17 protein-coding genes are annotated in these 19200 nt (G+C 62.4%); 6 read left to right on the top strand and 11 right to left on the bottom strand.

Translation table 11 applies throughout. The features are described from left to right. A partial coding sequence (locus tag H7B90_RS22500; RefSeq protein WP_185138147.1) for a DNA polymerase III subunit alpha occupies nucleotides 1-3298 on the bottom strand: 3298 nt, incomplete at its 3' end. Between the two features lie 113 nt (nucleotides 3299-3411). Here H7B90_RS22500 and H7B90_RS22495 point away from each other — a divergent pair. The 3 genes from H7B90_RS22495 to H7B90_RS22485 all read left to right on the top strand — a co-directional run bounded on the left by H7B90_RS22495 (nucleotide 3412) and on the right by H7B90_RS22485 (nucleotide 4638). Then, nucleotides 3412-3738, top strand: a complete 327-nt coding sequence (locus tag H7B90_RS22495) for a YtrH family sporulation protein (protein WP_185138153.1) — start codon at nucleotides 3412-3414, stop codon at nucleotides 3736-3738. Nucleotides 3739-3747: 9 nt separating this feature from the next. Further along, nucleotides 3748-4233 carry a sporulation membrane protein YtrI gene (locus tag H7B90_RS22490; protein ID WP_185138146.1) on the top strand — a complete coding sequence of 162 codons (486 nt, stop codon included), beginning with the start codon at nucleotides 3748-3750 and terminating at the stop codon, nucleotides 4231-4233. Nucleotides 4234-4332: 99 nt separating this feature from the next. After that, nucleotides 4333-4638: a YtpI family protein gene (locus H7B90_RS22485; protein ID WP_185138145.1), complete on the top strand. Its 306-nt coding sequence runs from the start codon at nucleotides 4333-4335 to the stop codon at nucleotides 4636-4638. Here H7B90_RS22485 and H7B90_RS22480 read toward each other — a convergent pair. Beyond that, a complete protein-coding gene (locus H7B90_RS22480; RefSeq protein WP_185138144.1) occupies nucleotides 4610-5953 on the bottom strand; it encodes a DRTGG domain-containing protein in 1344 nt (447 codons plus the stop codon). The genes H7B90_RS22485 and H7B90_RS22480 overlap by 29 nt on opposite strands. 316 nt (nucleotides 5954-6269) lie before the next feature. Between H7B90_RS22480 and H7B90_RS22475 the strand changes: the two genes are divergently transcribed. Then, a complete protein-coding gene (locus tag H7B90_RS22475; RefSeq protein ID WP_185138143.1) occupies nucleotides 6270-7634 on the top strand; it encodes a sensor histidine kinase in 1365 nt (454 codons plus the stop codon). Between the two features lie 412 nt (nucleotides 7635-8046). Next, nucleotides 8047-8184 carry a hypothetical protein gene (locus H7B90_RS22470; protein WP_185138142.1) on the top strand — a complete coding sequence of 46 codons (138 nt, stop codon included), beginning with the start codon at nucleotides 8047-8049 and terminating at the stop codon, nucleotides 8182-8184. A 56-nt stretch (nucleotides 8185-8240) separates the two neighbouring features. On the opposite strand, the gene H7B90_RS22465 is transcribed toward H7B90_RS22470, so the two are convergent. The 4 genes from H7B90_RS22465 to H7B90_RS22450 all read right to left on the bottom strand — a co-directional run bounded on the left by H7B90_RS22465 (nucleotide 8241) and on the right by H7B90_RS22450 (nucleotide 12701). After that, nucleotides 8241-8879: a ThuA domain-containing protein gene (locus tag H7B90_RS22465; RefSeq protein ID WP_185138141.1), complete on the bottom strand. Its 639-nt coding sequence runs from the start codon at nucleotides 8877-8879 to the stop codon at nucleotides 8241-8243. Between the two features lie 63 nt (nucleotides 8880-8942). Then, on the bottom strand, nucleotides 8943-9662 hold the full coding sequence (locus H7B90_RS22460) for an SDR family NAD(P)-dependent oxidoreductase (RefSeq protein ID WP_185138140.1): 720 nt from the start codon (nucleotides 9660-9662) through the stop codon (nucleotides 8943-8945). Between the two features lie 91 nt (nucleotides 9663-9753). Then, a complete protein-coding gene (locus H7B90_RS22455) occupies nucleotides 9754-11565 on the bottom strand; it encodes an ABC transporter ATP-binding protein (protein WP_185138139.1) in 1812 nt (603 codons plus the stop codon). 185 nt (nucleotides 11566-11750) lie between these two features. Further along, nucleotides 11751-12701, bottom strand: a complete 951-nt coding sequence (locus tag H7B90_RS22450; RefSeq protein ID WP_260411160.1) for a DMT family transporter — start codon at nucleotides 12699-12701, stop codon at nucleotides 11751-11753. Between the two features lie 124 nt (nucleotides 12702-12825). Between H7B90_RS22450 and H7B90_RS22445 the strand changes: the two genes are divergently transcribed. Then, on the top strand, nucleotides 12826-14178 hold the full coding sequence (locus H7B90_RS22445) for an aminotransferase-like domain-containing protein (RefSeq protein ID WP_185138138.1): 1353 nt from the start codon (nucleotides 12826-12828) through the stop codon (nucleotides 14176-14178). Nucleotides 14179-14252: 74 nt separating this feature from the next. On the opposite strand, the gene H7B90_RS22440 is transcribed toward H7B90_RS22445, so the two are convergent. The 5 genes from H7B90_RS22440 to H7B90_RS22420 form a co-directional block, all read right to left on the bottom strand. Further along, nucleotides 14253-14483 (bottom strand): helix-turn-helix transcriptional regulator, encoded by a 231-nt coding sequence (locus tag H7B90_RS22440; RefSeq protein WP_185138137.1) that lies wholly within the window; start codon nucleotides 14481-14483, stop codon nucleotides 14253-14255. 531 nt (nucleotides 14484-15014) lie between these two features. Continuing rightward, nucleotides 15015-15239: a helix-turn-helix domain-containing protein gene (locus H7B90_RS22435; RefSeq protein WP_136373465.1), complete on the bottom strand. Its 225-nt coding sequence runs from the start codon at nucleotides 15237-15239 to the stop codon at nucleotides 15015-15017. A gap of 285 nt (nucleotides 15240-15524) precedes the next feature. Beyond that, nucleotides 15525-16628 (bottom strand): Ger(x)C family spore germination protein, encoded by a 1104-nt coding sequence (locus H7B90_RS22430; protein ID WP_185138136.1) that lies wholly within the window; start codon nucleotides 16626-16628, stop codon nucleotides 15525-15527. After that, nucleotides 16625-17716, bottom strand: coding sequence for a GerAB/ArcD/ProY family transporter (locus H7B90_RS22425; RefSeq protein WP_185138135.1), 1092 nt, complete (start codon nucleotides 17714-17716; stop codon nucleotides 16625-16627). The genes H7B90_RS22430 and H7B90_RS22425 overlap by 4 nt, the downstream gene beginning before the upstream one ends. A 12-nt stretch (nucleotides 17717-17728) precedes the next feature. Next, on the bottom strand, nucleotides 17729-19165 hold the full coding sequence (locus tag H7B90_RS22420) for a spore germination protein (RefSeq protein ID WP_185138134.1): 1437 nt from the start codon (nucleotides 19163-19165) through the stop codon (nucleotides 17729-17731). Nucleotides 19166-19200: the final 35 nt, after the last annotated feature.

The raw sequence follows: 19200 nt of genomic DNA, 5'->3' as shown, positions 1-19200 counted from the left end.
GGATCTGGAGGCGCAGACGCAGCGCCTGCGCCTCCAGATCCGGCGCGGACAGCGGCACGATGTCGTCCGCGAGCAGCTTGAAGTCTTCGTCCCCGTGCTGCAGCTTCGCCCGCACGAGGACGAGCGAGCCCTTGGAGCAGACGGACGCCGACGTCTTCCAGACCGACGGGAACGCGACGAGCTCCGTCCCCATGATTCGGTCCTCCAGCTCGAGGAACGCCATCGCCTGCCCGGAGCGGGTCACGATCGGCTTGACCGACACGATCATCCCCGCGGTCAGCACGCTTGCCCCGTCCGCCGCTTCCGCGAGGTCGACGAGCCGGTCGAGCCCGAGCTTCTCCCACAGGCTGTCGTATTCGTCGAGCGGATGGCCGGACAAGTAGAGCCCGAGCAGCTCGCGCTCCAGCTCCAGCGTCTGGGCCGCCGTGAACGGGATGACCTCCGGCAGGTCGACCTCCCAGTTCGGCGATTCGCCGAGATCGAACAGCTCAATCTGGAGCTCCTCCTTCTCCTTCCGCCAGGCGGCGGCCGCTTCGACCGCTTCGTCGAGCGCGGCCAGCAGCTGCGACCGGTGGCCCGGCAGCGAGTCGAGCGCGCCCGACAGCAGAAGCGACTCCAGCACCCGCTTGTTGCAGACGCGGGGGTCGACCCGGCGGCACAGATCGACCAGGCTCTCGAAGCGGCCTTCCGCCCTCACCGAGAGGATGCTCTCGATCGCCTGGGTGCCGACGTTCTTCACGCCCGCCAGACCGAAGCGGATCGCTCCGAGTTCGGCTCCATGTCCGCCTCCGGCTTCGCCGCCCGCCCCCGCCCCGGCCGGCCCGCCGGGCGCCGGAGCGAACAGCACGCCGCTCTCGTTCACGTCGGGCGGCAGCACGGCGATGCCCATGCGGCGGCATTCGTCGACGTATTCCGCCGTCTTGCGCTGGTTGCCGACGACGGCCGTCAGCATCGAGGCCATGAACGGCACCGGGTAATGGGCCTTCAGGTACGCCGTCCGGAAGGCCAACACCGCGTACGCGGCCGCGTGAGCCCGGGGGAAGCCGTAGTCCGCGAAGCGCACGATCAGGTCGTAGACGCGGTTCGCTTCTTCCTCGCCGTACCCTTGCCCGAGGCTGCCCCGCACGAAGTGGGCCCGCTGCTCGTCCAGCACCTCGCGCTTCTTCTTGCCGACGGCCCGGCGCAGCAGGTCCGCTTCTCCCAGGGAGAAGCCGGCCATCGAAGACGCAATCTGCATGATCTGTTCCTGGTAGACGATAATGCCGTACGTATCCTTCAGAATCGGCTCCAGCGTCGGATGCGGATATTCGACTTCCGACTCCCCGTGCTTGGCGCGGATGAATTGCGGAATGAACTCCATCGGGCCGGGCCGGTACAGCGCCACGGCGGAGACGATGTCCTCGAACGAAGACGGCTTCAGTTCCCTCAGCACGCGCCTCATCCCGGCGGACTCGAGCTGGAAGATGCCCGTCGTGTCGCCCCGCCCCATCAGCTCGTACGTGAGCGGATCGTCGTAGGGCACCTCCTCCCAGCGCAGCTCCCGTCCCGTCTCCTCCTGCACCCAGCGGAGGGCCCGTTCGATAATGGAGAGCGTCCGCAGCCCGAGAAAATCCATCTTAAGCAGCCCGATCGATTCCAGGTGCTCCATCGAATACTGCGTCAGCGGAACGCCGCCCGTTCCTTCCTGGAGCGGCACGTAGTCCGTCAGCGGCTCCGACGAGATGACGACGCCAGCGGCGTGGGTGGAGGCGTGGCGCGGCATCCCTTCCGCCCGCCGGGCCATGGCGATCAGCTCGGCGATCGGCCCCGTCCCTTCGGCGAGAGCCCGGAACTCCGCGTTCTCCTTCGCCGCGCGTTCGATCGACATGCCGTGCATGCCGGGAATCAGCTTGGCCGCCTTGTCCACTTCCCCGTACGGCACGTTCATGACGCGCCCGACATCCCGCACCGCGGCCCGCGCCGCCAGCGTTCCGAATGTGATGATCTGCGCGACGTGCTCGCCGCCGTACTTGTCCGCGACGTAGCGGATGACCTCGTCCCGCCGCTCGTCGCTGAAGTCGATGTCGATATCCGGCATCGTCACCCGCTCCGGGTTGAGGAACCGCTCGAACAGCAGCTTATGCTTGATCGGATCGACGTCGGTGATCTTGAGCGAGTATGCGACGAGGCTGCCCGCCGACGAGCCGCGTCCCGGTCCGGTGACGATGCCTTGCTCGTGCGCGAAGCGGATGAAGTCCCATACGATGAGAAAATAATCGTCGAACCCCATGCGCCCGATGACTTCGAGCTCGTAGCGAAGCCGCTCCTCCGCCAGGCGCCGGAAGGAGCCGTCCCCCTCCTCGCCTTCGTTCCACTCCGGCAGGTGCCCGTAACGCTCGCTCAGTCCTTCGCGGCACAGCCGCGCCAAATAGCCGCCCGCCGACAACCCTTCCGGCAGCGGACGGAATTCGGGCAGAATATGCCGCCCGAAGTCGAGCTCCAGCTCGCACCGCTCCGCGATGACGGCCGTGTTCGCGATCGCCTGCGGCAGGTGGCGGAACAGCGCCGCCATCTCCTCCCCGCTTTTCAAATACAGCTGGTTCGTGTCGATCTTCAGCCGGTCCTCGTCCTCCAGCGTCTTGCCGGTGCCGATGCAGATGAGGACGTCCTGCAGGACCGAGTCCTCCTCGCACAGGTAGTGCGAATCGTTCGTGGCGACGAGCGGGATGCCCGTCTCCTCGTGAAGCCGGACCAGGCCCGCCGCCGTCTTCTTCTGCTCCAGCACGCCGTGGTCCTGGATCTCGAGGAAGTAGTCCTCGCCGAACAAGTCCCGGTAACGCAGCGCCAGCGCCTTCGCCTCGTCGTACCGGTCGCCGAGCAGTAGCTGCGACAGCTCTCCGCTCAGGCAGCCGCTCAGGCAGATCAGCCCCTCCGCGTGCTCCGAGAGCGCTTCGAAGTCGATGCGCGGCTTATAGTAGAAGCCTTCGAGGTGACCGATCGAGGTCAGCTTCATCAGATTCCGGTAGCCGGCCGCGTTCTTGGCGAGCAGCGTCAGATGGTAGATCGGCTGCTCCCGCCTCGACGCCCTCTCCAGCCTCGAGCCGGCCGTCATGTACGCTTCCATCCCGATGATCGGCTTGACGCCTCTCTCGCGGCAAGCTTTATAGAAAGGAATGGCGCCGTACATGGCGCCGTGATCCGTCAGGGCCAGCGCCTTCATGCCGAGCTCCGACGCCTTCGCGGCCATCTCCTTCACGCGGGAGGCGCCGTCCAGAAGGCTGTATTCGCTATGCACGTGCAAGTGCACGAATTCGCACATGTCCGATCCCTTCTTTTCCCTTAAACTCCGTCTCTTAATTGTATCATAAGCCCGCCGGCCCGTCCCATATAGTTGATAGGGGAGGGATCGTCATGAACGATGGTTGGGATCGGCTGTACCGCTTCTATTCCCAGGCGACGCTCGACTTCTTCATCGCCTTCGGCGTCGTGCTGGGGGCGGCCATGCTCGCGGGGCTCGCTTCTCTGTTCCTGTGGCGTCCGCCCCAGGAGACGATGCTGGACATCGCGGGGCGCATCAAAATCTGGGCCGTCGTCGTCGCCATCGGGGGCTCCATCGATCCGATCCGCGTCATCGAATCCCACGTCATGGAAGGCTACCTGTCGCCCGCCGTGCAGCAGATCGCCTACATTCTGTGCGCCTTCCTCGGCGCGCATCTGGCCACGGAGCTCATCCAATGGATGTGCCGGAACGCGGGGTGACGAGATCCGATGCGAGTTCCCGACTTCAAGCGGTACCGCGGAAGCATGCAGGCGATCGCCTTCTTCGTGTGCGGCATGATCGTGGGGGCGGCCGTCTACAACGCCATGATTCTGGACCAGACGAACCGGATCATGACCCAGAATTACGAGATCAAGGAGCAGCTCGAGCTCGCGGAGAAGCAGCTGCAGCTGAACCGGCAGGTGTCGGTTATTCGCAGCATCGTCATCTTCGTCAAGCCGCCCGAGGGCAAGCCCGCTCTCGAATCGGTCGTGCAGGTGGAGCTGAAGGAAGCGCTGGAGAAGGATCTGTCGATTCTGAAGGGGAGAAGCGTCTACGAGATCGGAACCGACGCCCAGCTCGTCCGCCGCTTGCTCGAAGGCAAGGTGTACACGGACATCGGGGACAAGGACTACGGCGTCCAGATCAAGACGATGCTGGTCGCGGACAGCGTGCTGCAGGCATGGGTCGAAGCGGAGGTGCGGCTCCGCAAATAGGCGCTCGGGGACGGGGCGGCGCCGCGCCTTCCCCGAGGCGAACGGGCGGCGAATATGCTACAATGATAGGCAACGTCTATCGAAGGGGTTGCACGCAACATGATCCAAACGCTTCAGTGGATTTTCGGCTTGGTCGTCGTCGTGACGTCCGTGCTGGCCGTCATCTTCAGCTTCCGCTCCCGCCGCAGCCGGGACCCGATCCTGAGAGGATTGTACGGGGCCCGGATGAACATGAGCATCGGGACCACCCTCATCTTCCTCGCGCTCATCCAGATGGTGCTGTTCAGCGGTTCGACGCTCCGCGTCATCGTCGGCGCCCTGTTCATGGTCATGGGCCTGTTCAACCTGTTCGCGGGCATGCGCAACCACTCGCACTTCACAAAGCATCGATCGTCTGCGCGGTAAGCATCGCCCGGGCCATGACGTCGCCGTCCTGCAGCACCTGCACCTCCATCATCAGATGCCGGCGGCTCGCTTCGATGATGCTCGGCACGATCGTGATCGAGGCGTCGATCGGCACCGTCCTCAGGAAGTAGGTCGTCATGTTCTGCAGGACATGCTCCCTCTTGCGCAGATCGTCCGCGGTCTTGGCCGCCGCCTGCTGCATGAGGGCCGTCAGCACGCCTTCGCTTACGGTGCCCAGCGGCCCCGCCATCTGCGGCGTGGCCAGCCCGGCGAAGATGAGGCGGTTGTCCTCGTCCCTGCGCTCGGAGAAGCCTCCCCACATAAGCGCGTCGAACGTCTCCCCGAGCTGCGGATGCTTGCCGGCGAACTGCATCGAGCGGAGCACCTCCGCCCGGCTGACGACGCCGACGAGCTTGCGCTGCCGATCGACGACGGGCAGCAGCTCGATGCCCTCCGACACCATCCGGTGGGCGGCGGACGCGAGCGGCGTTCCCATCGTGACCGTCATCGGCCGCCTCGTCATGAGCTTATCCAACGTCTGGGAGGACGGCGAGCCGACGACGTCCTTGGACGTGATCATCCCGACGACCCGGTTCCACTCGTCGGTCACCGGGAACCGCATGAAGCCCGTCTCCGCGCTCAGCTTCAGGAAGTCGGCCACCGTCGCCGATTGCCGGAGCGCCCCCGTCTTCGCCGTCGGCTCCACCAGGTCGGCGATCACCATGATTTTCCTCTTGATCAGCCTGTCGAACATCGCCCGGTTAATCATCGAGGCGACCGTGAAGGTATCGTGCCTGCACGTCAGGATCGGAAGCTGCTTCTCGTCGGCGAACGCCTTGACGTCTTCGCTCGTGCCGAAGCCCCCCGTCACCAGAACGCCGGCCCCGTGCTCGAGCGCCACCCGGTGCGCGTTCTCCCGGTTGCCGACGATGAGCAGGCTGCCCGCGTCGATGTAGCCCATCATCTCGTCCAGCTCCATCGCGCCGATGACGAACTTGTGCAGCGTCTTCTCCAAGCCCTCTTCCCCGCCGAGCAGATTGCCCTGCACGATCTCGAGCACTTCGGCGAACGTCAGCTGCTCGGGCCGGTTGCGGCGCTTCTTGTCCACGCGGACCGTTCCGATCCGCTCCTTCGTGTTCACGTACCCGAGCTGCTCGGCTTCCTTCAGCGCCCGGTACGCCGTTCCTTCCGACACTTCCCGTTCCTTCGCCATCTGGCGGACCGAGATCCGGGTGCCGACCGGCAGCTCCCGGATATAGAGCAAGAGCTGCTCGTGCTTCGTTAATTCGCCTTCCGTCGATTCGGCGCTTGCCATCCGGGCTTCCCTCTCTTCCGCTAGGTGTTATGAGTTGAATTATAAGGGATTTCGGGACCGCAGGGAAATCCGCCGCCGCTTGGGCGGCCGAGCCCCCCCTCCTTCGGCGAACGATATTTTGGTTAATTTTTTTACAATATTTTTAGCCCGGCTTCATATCCAAAGTTGTCCAAAAGCTTTAAATTAGTAAAAGAGGCCTACTCGCGCGCGCCAATCGGCTTCACCCGCCTCTTGTCTTGTCGACCCGAACGGACGAGCCGTTCGGACTTTAGCGATTAGCCATTTTAGCGGTTCGACACCTTACGGAGGCATCAAGATGGAATCGTTCTGGAACTTCGCCGTCATGGATCTGCTGGTCTCCTGGCCCGAGACGTTCACGATCTGGTGTCTCGCCTTCGCGCTCCTGGAGCGGCCCGCTCCCGGCTTGTACAAGCGGGTCGCCCTGCTCGCCGTCGGCTCCTCGATCTACACCGACGCCCTGATCCGTTACTTGCCGCTGCACCTGCATCTCGTCAATTCCCTGCTGTGCAGCGCCCTGATGCTCGCTCTCCTATTCCGGAGGACGAGCTTGAAGCGCAAGATCGGCATCTTCGTCACCGCGTATCTGATCGGAATCGCGACGGATCTCGCGACCTCGTCGGCGTTCGTGTTCGGGTGGAAGCAGCCGCCCGGTTCATTCATGGAGGACGGCTCCCTCGCGTACATGCTGCTCGCCCTGTATCCGGTTCTGGCCGTCGAGTGGCTGGCCGCCTGGTACGTTCGTCGGCGGGGCTTGAAGCGGATCCGAAGCTTGCTCGATCGGGTCGTGGACCATTCCGGCGCCGGCATCTCGCCTCTCGTCCTGTTCATCATCTTGCAATTCGGCCTCCTGGCTACTATCGAGATCCTGTACTTCCTGGACAGGATCGGGAGCCGCGGGGCGATGGTACCGGGCCTCATCGGAGGAGCGATCGTCCTCGGCCTCGTCTCCCTGGTCCTCATCCTTTGGCTGTTCGGGCGGACGCGGGAGGAGACGGCCCGCATGGCCCAGGACGTGTACGTGGAGGAGATCAACCGGATGTTCACGTCCATCCGCGGCCAGAGGCACGACTTCCTCAATCACGTGCAGGTGATGCATACGATGCTTCAGATGGGCAAGACGGCCGAGCTCAAGGCCTATATGGCCGAGGTCGTCAAGGAGACGCACGCGGTGAACGCGGTCGTCCAGCATGGCTCCCCCGCGCTCGCCGCGTTCGTCCAGGCGAAGACCGCCGTCGCCGTCAGCCGGGGCATTCCCTTCACCTGCGAGCTGTCGGACGAATGGCAATCCCTCTCGACGATCCGCATGATCGACATCGTCAAGATCGTCGGCAATCTGGTCAACAACGCCTTCGACGAGAGCGAGCTGCTGCCGCCCGCCGATCGGCTCGTTCACGCCTCGATGCGCTGCGGCTCCGACCGGGTGGAACTGGTCGTGACCAACCGCGTCCGATCGCTCGAGGGCATCGATCCCGAGCTCCTCTTCGCGCCGGGCTACACGACGAAGTCGGATCGCCATTCCGGGCTCGGGCTCCCGATCGTGCAGGAGCGCGTCAAGCATTACCGGGGGACGATCGAGGTGCGGACCGTGGGGACCGATACGATCGCGTTCCACGTCGTTCTGCCGCGCTCGGGTTCGGGTCTCTCCAGCCAGGCGGGATAAACGGGAAGGGCCGGGCCGGCTCAAAAGTCGACGGCGGCAATCCGCAAGGGGGACGGAGACGGCCTCCTTCCTTCCGGATTGCCGCTCTCCCTTGCATAGCGACGTTAAGCTCCGAAATTCAATGGGGCCGCGAGGAGGCTATCCCTCCCCCATCCTCTCGGAGCGCCCGCCAATGCCGAAATATTCGGCATCCAGAGCTGCCGCGCTTGCGGGCGAGGCCTCCAATGCCGAAATATTCGGCATTCAAAGCTGCCGCGCCTGCGGGCGAGGCCTCCAATGCCGAAATATTCGGCATTCAAAGCTGCCGCGCCAGCGAGCGAGGCCTCCAATGCCGAAATATTCGGCANNGAAATATTCGGCATTCAGAGCCTCCTCGCCTGCGGCTATCCCCAAGCCGTCCGGGAGAGCATTCATGTTCTTGCGGATTGCCGACAGGCAGCCGCCGAGCTTCCGCGGCATCCGGCGGTTCCGCACCGAGCGGATGAAGTCCGATCCCGCGCGGACGAGCGCCAGACGAGCGCCAGACGAGCCGGAGCACGCCGGACAATAGCGCAAAGCAAAGGCAGCACAAGGATAACCGGCCTCGTGCTGCCTTTTAGATGCTGCTTATGCCCGGCCCCCGCACCAGCGGGCGGCGTTCGCGAGCAGGCGCCGGACCTGAGGCGCGTCGAAGCTCGGACGGTGGTGTCCCGGCTGCAGATAGGCGACCCGCCCCAAGCCGAATTCGTGCGCCCAGACCGCGGGCCAAGTCCCCTCCTCGTCCCGGTACTCCATCAGAACGGTCGATCCCGCGATCGGATACAGCTCGAACCGGTAAGGCTCCTCGTCCATCGCGAACGGGGCGATGCCCTCCGTAATCGGATGGGGGACGTCGGTCGCCTTGTACTCGAGCCGCCCGTAAGGACCGTGGCCCTCGTAGAAGGCGCCCATCATCGGCGACAGTTCGCGCCTCTTCTGAAGCGCCACCCCGGTATGCACGACGAGCAGGCCGCCTCCCCCGGCGACGAACGACAGCAGCCCGGCGGCGGAAGGCTCCAGCTCCTTGAACCAGCAATCGGCGTAGGAGACGAACAGATCGAAGCCGGCGGCTCCGCCCGCTTCCAGCACGCGGTAGTCGTCCGTGAACGTCAGCTCCCATTCGTCCCCCAGGACGGAGACGAACTCCTCTTCCACCGCCGACAGCGGATGGTACGGAGCGTCCTCGTAATCTCCGAGCACGAGCGCTTTTCTTTTGGCCCTATCCATGCTAGTCTTCCTCCCTGCTTCTCCCGGATTCTTATGCCCAGTCTCCAGTCCCAGCCTCGATCGTCACCACGGCAACGGATTGCCCAGCAGGTCGACGAAGGCCGGACGCTCCCCCGCGAATCTCTTATGATCCTCGATCACGTCCAGAATGTGCCCGGAAGCCTGCTCCGGCGTATAGGTCGCCTCGGCGTCCAAGCGGCCTTGCATATGCGTCTGGACCCAGCCCGGGTGAATGAGCAGCAGCTGGCCGCCCTCTTCGCGCAGCTGGTTGTGCACGAGCGCGGACTGCATGTTGAGCGCCGCCTTCGACATGCAGTAGCCGTACCAATTCGTGCGCCAGCAATCGCCGATACTGCCCGCCTCGGAAGAGATGTTCGCGATCAGCTTGCCCTCCGAGCGCATGACGGGCCCGAGCAAGGCGTGAACGACCCTCAGCGCGCCGAGCGCGTTCACGTTGATGACGCGAAGCATCTCGTCGAAGTCGAGCTCGTCGTCCTTCACGGTGCGCCGGATGTCGCCGAGAATGCCCGCGTTGTTGATCAGCAGGTCGATCGTCTCCGTCCGCTCGCGAATCGTCTCCGCCGCCTTGCGAACGCTTCCATCATCGCCCACGTCGAGAGCGACGGGCTCGAGCCGGTCCGGATACCGTTCGCGCAGCGATTGCAAAGCCCCCGGCCCGGACTCGTACAGGCCGGCGAATACGCGGTACCCCTTTTCCAGCAGCCGCTTAACCAATTCGAAGCCGACGCCTCTGTCCGCTCCCGTCACGCATGCCGTTCTCATTCCCTCTCCCCGTCCCTTCGCCCGATAGAGGACGAGCGGGCCCGTCGGCCGGACCCGCGCATCTCCCTTCCTAACCATACAACGCCCCAGGCTACGCCTGCAATTGCTTCAATTGATAGAACTCGCCGCGCTTCTCCATCAGCTCGTCGTACGTGCCGACCTCGACGCAGCGCCCCTGCTTCATGACGACGATGCGGTCGGCGTCGCGGATCGTGGACAGCCGGTGGGCGACGATGAACGTCGTGCGGCCCTTGATCAGCTCCTGCATCGCCTGCTGCACGTAATACTCCGACTCGTTGTCCAGAGCGGAGGTCGCCTCGTCCAGCAGAATGATGGACGGGTCGCGGATGAGCGCCCGCGCGATGGCGATCCGCTGCCGCTGGCCGCCGGACAGCTTGCCGCCGTGCTCGCCGACCGGGGTGTCCAGCCCTTGCGGCAGCTGCGCGATCACGTCCTGCAGATGCGTCATGCGCACGACTTCCGCGAGCTTCTCCTCGCCGACGGAAGGCAGGCCGTACGTGATGTTCTCCCGGATCGTGCCCGAGAACAGGACGGTGCTCTGGTGCACGACCGCCAGATGCTGGCGATAGGCGCCCATATCCAGCTCCTCCATCGGCACGCCGTCCACCTTCACCCGTCCCTTCGTCGGCTTGCTGAAGCCGATGACGAGGTTGAGGACGGTGGACTTGCCGGCTCCCGACGCGCCGACGAGAGCGATGCATTCGCCCGCCTTCACGTCGAGCCGGAAGTCGCTCAGCACGTGCCGGTCCGAGTTCGGGTACCCGAAGTGGACGGATTCGAAGGAGAAGCGCCCCTTCACTTCGTCCGGCTTCCGCTTGCCCTGGTACTCTTCGACGTCCTTGGACAGCAGAATCTCCGTCACGGAGTAGATGGACTCGAACCCCTTCGCGATGTTCGGGTACACGTTCAGCAGCTGGGAGATCGAGTTCAGGATCATGGTGAAAAACGACTGGTACAGCACGACGTCGCCGACGGGGATCGTGCCTCGGTACGCGAGCAGGATGGTGAACGCCAGGCACAGCACCTGGAACACCTGGAACGTGACCCAAGCCGAGGAGCCGAAGTACGCTTCCACGATATCGAGCTTGTAGCCCTTGTTGCGAAGCTTGCTCAGCGTCTGGTCGATCTTCGTGATCTCCGTCTGCTCCAGGCCGTGCGCGCGGGTGACCGGCATCATGCCGACCATCTCCGACACCTGGCCGGACATCGATTCGATCTGCTTGCGGAATTCGCTGTTCGTCCGGCGGATCTTCTTGCGGAAGAACGAGACGACGACGAGCGCCGTCGGAATCGTCAGAACGAAGAAGCCCGTCACGAGCAGGCTGCGCGACGCCGTGATGCACACCGCGACGATGACGCTGACGATCGCCGGCATGACGGACATCATCATCTGGCGGGACAGGAACTCGATCGCTTCGACATCCCGCAGCACCTTCGCCTGCAGCTTGCCCGCCGCCAGCTCCCCGTGCGCCGCCATCGACAGCCGCTGGAGCTTGCGCACGAGCGTGCTTCTGAGGCCCGCCTCGACGTACCGGATCGCCTTGCTCATGTAGCTGATATGAAGCACCTGGGTCGGGATGTTCTGGACGATGACGACGAACAGAAGGATGAAGTTCCACCACAGGGCGGCCGACCCGACCTTCCCGGGGTGCGAAGCCATGTTGATCAGATTGGCCGTCACGATCGGAAGAACGTAGACCGGAGAGTGCTTGATCAGGAAGAAAAACGTGGACAGCAGAAGCTTCCGCCAATGGTCCCGGTAAAGCAAGGACAGGATGCGAAGCGGACGGCGGTCCGTCAGCGCCTCGTTCTCGAACAGATGCTCCATGCCGTACGATGGCGTCTCCATCTGTCCGGATGCGGCGGCCGCGGCGGTCGTCATGTTGGAATTCCCCTTTCTAAACGCGCGTTCACAAAAGCTGACTACCCCATTTTCAAGGATAACCCGCATCGTGTAAACCGGGGAATTCGGCGAGAAGCGGCTTCCAGCGGCACTGAACGCGTCTGTCGGACCTGCGCGGCGCGCGAATCTAAGGATATCTCCCGAATCGTCCGCCGTCCTCCGTCTCAGCCTTCGGTCGCTTGCTCCTTCGCCCTCTTGGCAACCAACGGCTTCCTCCGGTTGGCTCCGAGAATGCCGAGAACGATAAGAGCCGCTCCGATCCAATGGTAGTCATGAAGTCGATCCCCCATGAAGACGACCCCTCCCGCGATGGAGACGAGCGTCGACAGGTGGTTGAACACCCCGACCTTGGCCGCTTCCAGCTTCGACAACGCGAAGTTGCTCAAGAAGCTCGTGACGAGCGACGACAGAATGCCCAGGTACGCCATCGCCAGCGCGAATTCAACGTTGCCGAACGGCTTGAAGTACTCGCCGAGCGTTCCCTCGGAACCGTGGCGGACGATCGCGATGGCGTTGAACGCGAGGAATCCGATAACGGTCATGACGTAGGTCATGTCGGCCAGCGGGATCTGGCGCGACTTCTTCCGGGCTCCCGCGTTGTAGGCGGCGGCGGATAACGCGGACAGCAGGATAAGCAGCAATCCCCGGCCGTCCGCCGCGGCGAAGCTCGCGCCCTTCATCGCGAAGATGTAGACGACCCCCGCGACGGACAGCAGAGTGAACAACACTCGGGACAACGTCGCGCGCTCCTTCAGATAGACGGCCGCCGCCAGCATCGTGAAGATCGGGACGGTCGCGTGCACGATGCCCGCCTCGGAGGACGTCGTCGTCTGCAAGCCGTACGCTTGAAAAGCGAAAAACAGCGCCGGGTAGAAGCAAGCCAGCGGCAGCAGGCCCGGCAGATCCTTCGCGCGGATTCGCGGTCTCCAGCCGAACAGCAGCGGCGCCGACGCGGCCGCGGCGGCCACCGTGAAGCGGTGCGCCAGCGTGTCCAGCGGATCGGCGGCCTGCAAGGCCAGCTTCACGAACAAGAAGGACAAGCCGACGATCGTCGCGTAGACGACGATGGCGATATAAGCGTAACGAGGCGAATCGAACTTCCGGGTACTCATCATGAATCTCCTCCTTCTACGATACCTAGATCCTATAAGGAGAAGTTCCGTGCTACAATATGAAAAACGGCCGACTGTACCGGTACGGTTCAGCGATCGGTAAAACAAGCCGCGGAGGAATCCCGCCATGCACAAGTACTTGGAAGTCCTGACCGAGCTGGAGGGACTGCTCGGCCGCGCTCCTTTCCGGCAGGGAGAGAAGCTGCCGTCCATTCGCGAGCTGGCCCGCCGCCATGGCTGCAGCATGGCCACGGCCATCCGCGCTCTCGCGGAATTGGAGCGGCGGCATCTCGTCTATTCCGTCCCCGGCAGCGGGTATTACGCGGTCGGCGCGGCCCGGCCGGAGCCGTCGGATTCCGCCGGTCTCGTCGACTTCGCCTCGTCGTCTCCCGATCCCGCCATGTTCCCTTATCTGGACTTCCGGCACTGCATCAACAAGGCGATCGATACGTACAAGAACGACCTGTTCATCTACGGAACTCCCTCCGGTCTCGAGACGCTTATGCCCGCGTTCCGCAAGCAGCTCGCCGAGTATCAGGTGTTCGCGGACGCGAGCAGGCTTGTCGTCGTCTCCGGCGTGCAGCAGGCGCTGTCCCTGCTCGCCGCCTTCCCGTTCCCGAACGGGAGGACGAGAGTGCTCGTCGAGCAGCCGGGCTACCATCTTTTTATCGAATACTTGGAGACGCACGGAATCCCCGCGGCGGGAATCCGCCGGACGGCGGACGGAATCGACATGGACGAGCTGGAAGCGATCTTCCGGACGGGGGAGATCAAGTTCTTCTACACGATGCCCCGCTTCCACAATCCGCTCGGAAGCTCGTACGACAGGCGGCGGAAGCTGGACATTCTCGAGCTCGCCCGGCGGTACGACGTCTACGTCGTCGAAGACGATTATTTGGCGGATTTCGAGACGGACTCGAAGGAGGATCCGATCTACGCGTACGATCGGGACGAGAGGGTCATCTACTTGAAGAGCTATAGCAAAATCATTTTCCCGGGACTCCGAGTCGGTCTCGCCGTTCTTCCGTCGACGATGGCCGCCGCGTTCAACCGGCACAAGAAGCTGAACGACATCGACAGCTCGCTTCTCTCGCAGGCGGCGCTCGAGATCTACTTCCGCAGCGGCATGTTCGAGCGTCACCGCAGGAAGCTTCGCGACCTGTACGCGCGCCGGTCCCGCCGGCTTCAAGACGCGCTGCGCGCGGCGGCGGAAGAGAGCGCCGGCTTGTTCTCGTATCCCGGCGGAGGGCAGCGTCCCGCGTTCCATTCGCACCTCGTCCTGCACCGTCCGGTCTCCCCGTCGAAGCTGCGGGAACGGATCCGGCGCGATTCCGTGGAGCTGGACCGGATCGAACGCCACTATCTGAAGGACTATCCCCGTCAAGCGCTGCTCAACCTCAGCGTGACCCGGGTGAAGGAGGAAGACATCGAGCGGGGGGTCGAGCGGCTCGCGTCGGCGATCCGTTACGCCGCGAGGTGACGGAACGGCCGGCGGCCCTCCCCCGGCGTCGGGGAGAGGGCCGTCCGGCGTGCGTGCCGGCGCCGGGTTCGGCGTCAGGCTCCGATCAATTTGAGGATGAGGGAGGCTTTGGAGTTGACCTGCAGCTTGAGATTGATCCGGGAGATATGGACCTTGACCGTATGGCGGCTGATGCCGAGAAGAAGCCCGATATGCTTGTAGTCGTAGTCCTTCATCCAATAATGCAGGATCTCCTTCTCCCGCTGCGTCAGGCGGTACTTCTGCGTCACTTGCTCGAATGCGGCTTCGGACATAATTTCGTTCATTGCAACCCCTCCATGACTCGAAAATGAATTGGATGATGCCTGTTTTCTTTAAGTATAGACAGCGTTTTCCGCGGATGCTGTCGGTTTGTCGTGTCGGATCGGATTTTCGCCAAATATTTGCTTCCGAAGACTTAAGACGCCCGTCTAACGCTGAATATAGCGTAATCTAGCCGCCGTAAGCGCCGCCCGAAGCGACAAATTCCCCGCGCCGAACCGTCGGAACGAAGTCGATTCGCGCCGATCGCGTAACGAACGGAGTCGAATGATGGGACGGGAGCCATAGGGCTTAAGGCGCGAGACGGATGAGAAAAAGCCGCCCGTCCATGCCGTCGCCTTCATCGACCCGAACGGATTCCTCGCATCCTCTTGAGAACGCGAGCAAGCCCCGGCTTGCGGCGTTAGGACGCCGTAGGCCGGGGCTCGCGCGCTGCCCGGAAGAAGGATCACGTCAAAAAACCTCCTCTCTCGCCGCTCGTGGCAAGCAGCGAAAAAGAAGGTCGGCTGCATCTCGCTCATGCTTCGCCCGTTGAATCAGATCTTGAGCTCCCCGAGCTTGATCAGCTCGACAACCGCTTGCGAACGACCTTTGACATTGAGCTTTTGCATCACATTCGAGATATGGTTCCGGACCGTTTTCTCGCTTATGAACAATTGCTGAGCGATATCGCGAGTCGTTTTGTCCTGCACAAGCAGTTCGAAAACTTCGCGTTCCCGATTGGTCAGAAGGAATTTGCTTTTGTGGTCGTTGCCTTTCAACGTGTGTCACCCCTCCTTGCCCGGGAATGGAATGATTACAAGGTTAAGGGATACAGTCAACTTTATCATATGAAAGGCTTCGGACGCTGGTGCGATAACCCGGTAATTTTGGGCGTACAGCCATAAACGGATCTTACTCCGTCGCAGACGACGCCATGGTTTTGCAGCATCGCCGGCAGGTGTCGAACTTCCGGGACTCACGATAATATATGCAAGCGGCAATCGCGCGGGCTCCCGGGCGGACGCCCGATTTGCAAGCGAGGACGCCCGGAGACGAGCCCGGTTTTATTGAATCTTGCCGAAGTCCTTGATGCTGATCTCGACATGAACGTCGATCTTCGCGCGCGAGAACGCCTCCGGCCAATCGAGCTTCTTCCATTCCCGGTAGGACATCGTATTGCGCACGTACTGGCCGACCCCGATCCCGTCCGCCTTCGCTTCCTGCATCGTCGCGATGATCGACTCGCACTTGCCCTGGACATAGCGGGCGGCCTCCGCTTCCAGCTTCTTCTGATCCTCCGGCCGCTCCAGATGCAAGTCGCCGTTGTACTCCAGCATGGAACCTCTGAGCGTCAACCGCAGATCCACCTTCAACCCCAGCCCGTCCATGATCGGACCCGTCCTCGTCACCTTCACATTCCTGCGGCTGGCGAAGTATAGAAGCGTCGACAATTCGCTCGAATACCGTTCGTCCGGAAAATCGAGGAACAAATCGCCGGCCCGGACCCCTCCGAGCAGCAGACCGAAATACATCTTGTCCTCCGGCGGGATCCGCGCGACGTACCGGTCTCCGCGGAACAGCGCGATGCCGTCGATGATGATGCTGTTCGGCGTCTCCTTGAGAATCGTCGCCACGGGCTCGATTCCGTCGTCGTAATAATCCCGCGCGAAGGTATACAGGTTCGTATCCGGCACGTCCATGACCTTGGTCTCGGTGCGGATCAGATTATCGATATATTCGCCCGCCGTGGATCCTTGAGGATATTTCTTGTTCAACAGCTGGGCGACGTCTCCTTCCGCTATGAGCACGTGGACGCGATTGCCGACGGAAGGGTCGCGCAGAAGGGAATCGAAGTGCTTCCAGATGCCTTCCTGGGCCAGGCTGGCGCCGAACAGCACCTGGCGGAGCTGCCCGTTGACGATCCTTCGGTCGTTCTGGCGATCGAAGATCAGCCTCGCCTGGCGCATCGACCTGGCTTCCGTCGAATAGAAGATCGATTCCTTCTGGGTGGTCTTCGGCAGGCTGAAGGACACTTTGATCCGTCCGTCCTCGGCGTCTTCGGCCTTCTCGAACGAGATCGTCCGGGTGAAGCCTACCTTCTCGATGATCTTCTGGTCCGAGCAGCCGGACAGGACGATCGCGGCGAGAAGCAGCGGCAGCTTCTTCATGCCTCGATCCCCCTCCCCTTCCGGTTCGCGAAGTAGGCCATCGGAATCAGCAGCAAGGGAAGTCCGAAGGCGATCGCCATCTCCGTGAAATACAGGGCGCGCAGCATCTCGTCGGACTCGCGGACCGTCTTCGTCAGGAAGCCGGAGGCGAACACGAGACAGACGATAACCGTCTCGAGCGTCTTGCCCTTCGCCCGCGGGAAGACATGCCTCAGAGTCGACAGCGACGCGAAGCAGAACATAACCGTCGTGACGAGATTGGAGAACAGGAAGAACATGAACACCAGGTTCTCCAGCCGGTTCAGGAACGGAAGCTCGAGATATTCCAGAATGTTGATAAGCGGGAACTGAAGCTCCTTCAACTGCTGGAAGCTGAAGAAGCCGTAGGTAACAAACACGGTCGTCACGTATGCCGCCGAGATCAGCAGATGGCCGAGCAGGACGCCCCGGAACAGCTTGGTCTTCCGGTCGGAGTGAGGGAACAGGAACAGGCACAGCTCGTAGCCGACGAACGCCGTGAATACTTCCGCCCAACCTTGCAGGCTGTGTGCGCGTTCCGATCCTTGGAAGAGAAACGGGGTAAGCCGGACCGCCTTCCAATCGCTAAGGAAATACGGAACCAGCGCGTTCATCCAGAACGACAGCAGGAAGAAAACGGTCGTCGCCTTCACGATGCTGTAGAGATCCTTGACCAGCATGGCGTAAACCAGCAGGCAGTAGAGGAGGAAAATATACATCGGATGCGTCGACTGGAACGACAGCATTTGGGAGACGATCACGAAGTTCTTCCCGATAAGGGAGCCCAGAAGCACCCAGAACGCGGCCAACCCGAGATACGCGGGCACGAGCGGCCCTCTGGGAACGAAGGACTCCATAATCTGAAAAAAGGACTGACCCTTGCCTATCCGATATACCGCCCAATAGAGAAAAATGTTGATCGAAGCCGCCATCGACGTCAGAACCAGCGCGAACCAGCCGTTCGTGCCGATATTCTCCGCGGTGACGCGGGCCAGACTGAACGCCGTTACGTCGAATTCGATCATATAGACGAGAACCGCGACATGGAACCAATTCAGCTTTTCCCTCATGAGCTTGCTCCGCTACTTCTTCATTTTGTTCTTGATCTTGTTCGGAGTCCGGGTGATGGACGGTCGCTTCGTCAACGCCCAGAACGGGCCGCGGATGAACGTGTCGAGCATATCTCTGAAGTTGACCGGCGCGATGGGAGTCAGATAGGAGGCTCCGAGATTCGTAATTCCCGCGAGCTGAATGACGACGAGCCCGATTCCCATGAACAAGCCCAGATTGCCCAGCACTCCCGCCATGATGATGAGTCCGAATCGAATCAATCGCAGCGAGGCGCTCATCACGTAGCTGGGAATGACGAAGGACGCGATCGCCGAAGTGGCGACGGCGATGATGAGAATGTTGCTCGTGAAGCCGGCCTGGACGGCGGCTTGGCCGATGACGATCCCGCCGACGATGCCGATCGTCTGGCCGATCTTCGTCGGGAGCCTCGCCCCGGCCTCCCGGAGCAGCTCGATCGTCGTCTCCATCAGCAGCGCCTCGATTAGCGGAGGGAAGGGCACCTTGCTGCGGGACTCGGTCAGGTTGAGCAGCATCGTATGGGGGATCATCTCGTAATGGTAGGTCGTCACGGACACGTAGAACGCGGTGAAGCCGATCGTGACGATGAACCCGATAATCCGCAGCAGCCTCAGGGCGGTGCCGAGCATCCATCTCTGGTAATAATCGTCCGGGGAAGAGAAGAAGTCGAAGAAGGACGTCGGGCAGCTGAACACGGACGGGCTTCCGTCGACGAGCGCCGCGATCCGCCCTCCGAGAATCTTGGAGGCGATCGAATCGGGCCGCTCGGTCGTCATATATTGGGGGAAGACGGAATTCGGATTGTCGTCGATCAATTGGATGAACATATTGCTCTCGAATACGCCGTCGATCTCGGCGCCCTCGATCCGGCCGATCAGCTTGCCGAGGAATTCGCGGTTGGCGATGCCCTCGAGATAGACGAGGGCGACGGTCGTTCTCGTAATCTCTCCGACGGACAAGAAGACGGTTTTGAGCTTCGGGCTTTTGATTCTTTTGCGAAGAACCGCGAGATTCTCGTACAGGTCCTCGACGAAGCCGTCATGAGGACCGGCGATGACCGACTCCGTCTCCGATTGCTCGATAGTGCGGCCGATCGGGCGGCCGATGCCGACGAGCCAAGCCCTCCCTCGGAAGAAGATGGCGGCGCTTCCGTCCAGAATGCCGTTCAGACAAGCCGTCGCGTCCTGCGTGGCGGAGTAGGGATCGCATTCCAGAAGGGCGGCGGCCTCCTCGTCGTTCGCTCCGGAGAGAGGCTTCACGATCTCTCGCAGCAGCTCGTCGTTGCCGACCAGATAGGATAAATAGACGACGCTGGCGCCGTTATTCGGGAAGGAACGATGGGTGAAGTCCGCGCAATCCTTGAACTGGTCCAGGATGTAAGCAAGCGTAAGCTCCGCCTTGGCTTCCTCGGGCGTCGGCCGGATGTCCATGATCTCGCTCCTAACGGGAATCCTCGATGATACGG

Source organism: Cohnella xylanilytica (assembly GCF_014212175.1).
In the GTDB taxonomy this organism is placed as follows: Bacteria; Bacillota; Bacilli; order Paenibacillales; family Paenibacillaceae; genus Cohnella; species Cohnella xylanilytica.
This window is presented reverse-complemented; position numbering and strand designations above follow the sequence as displayed.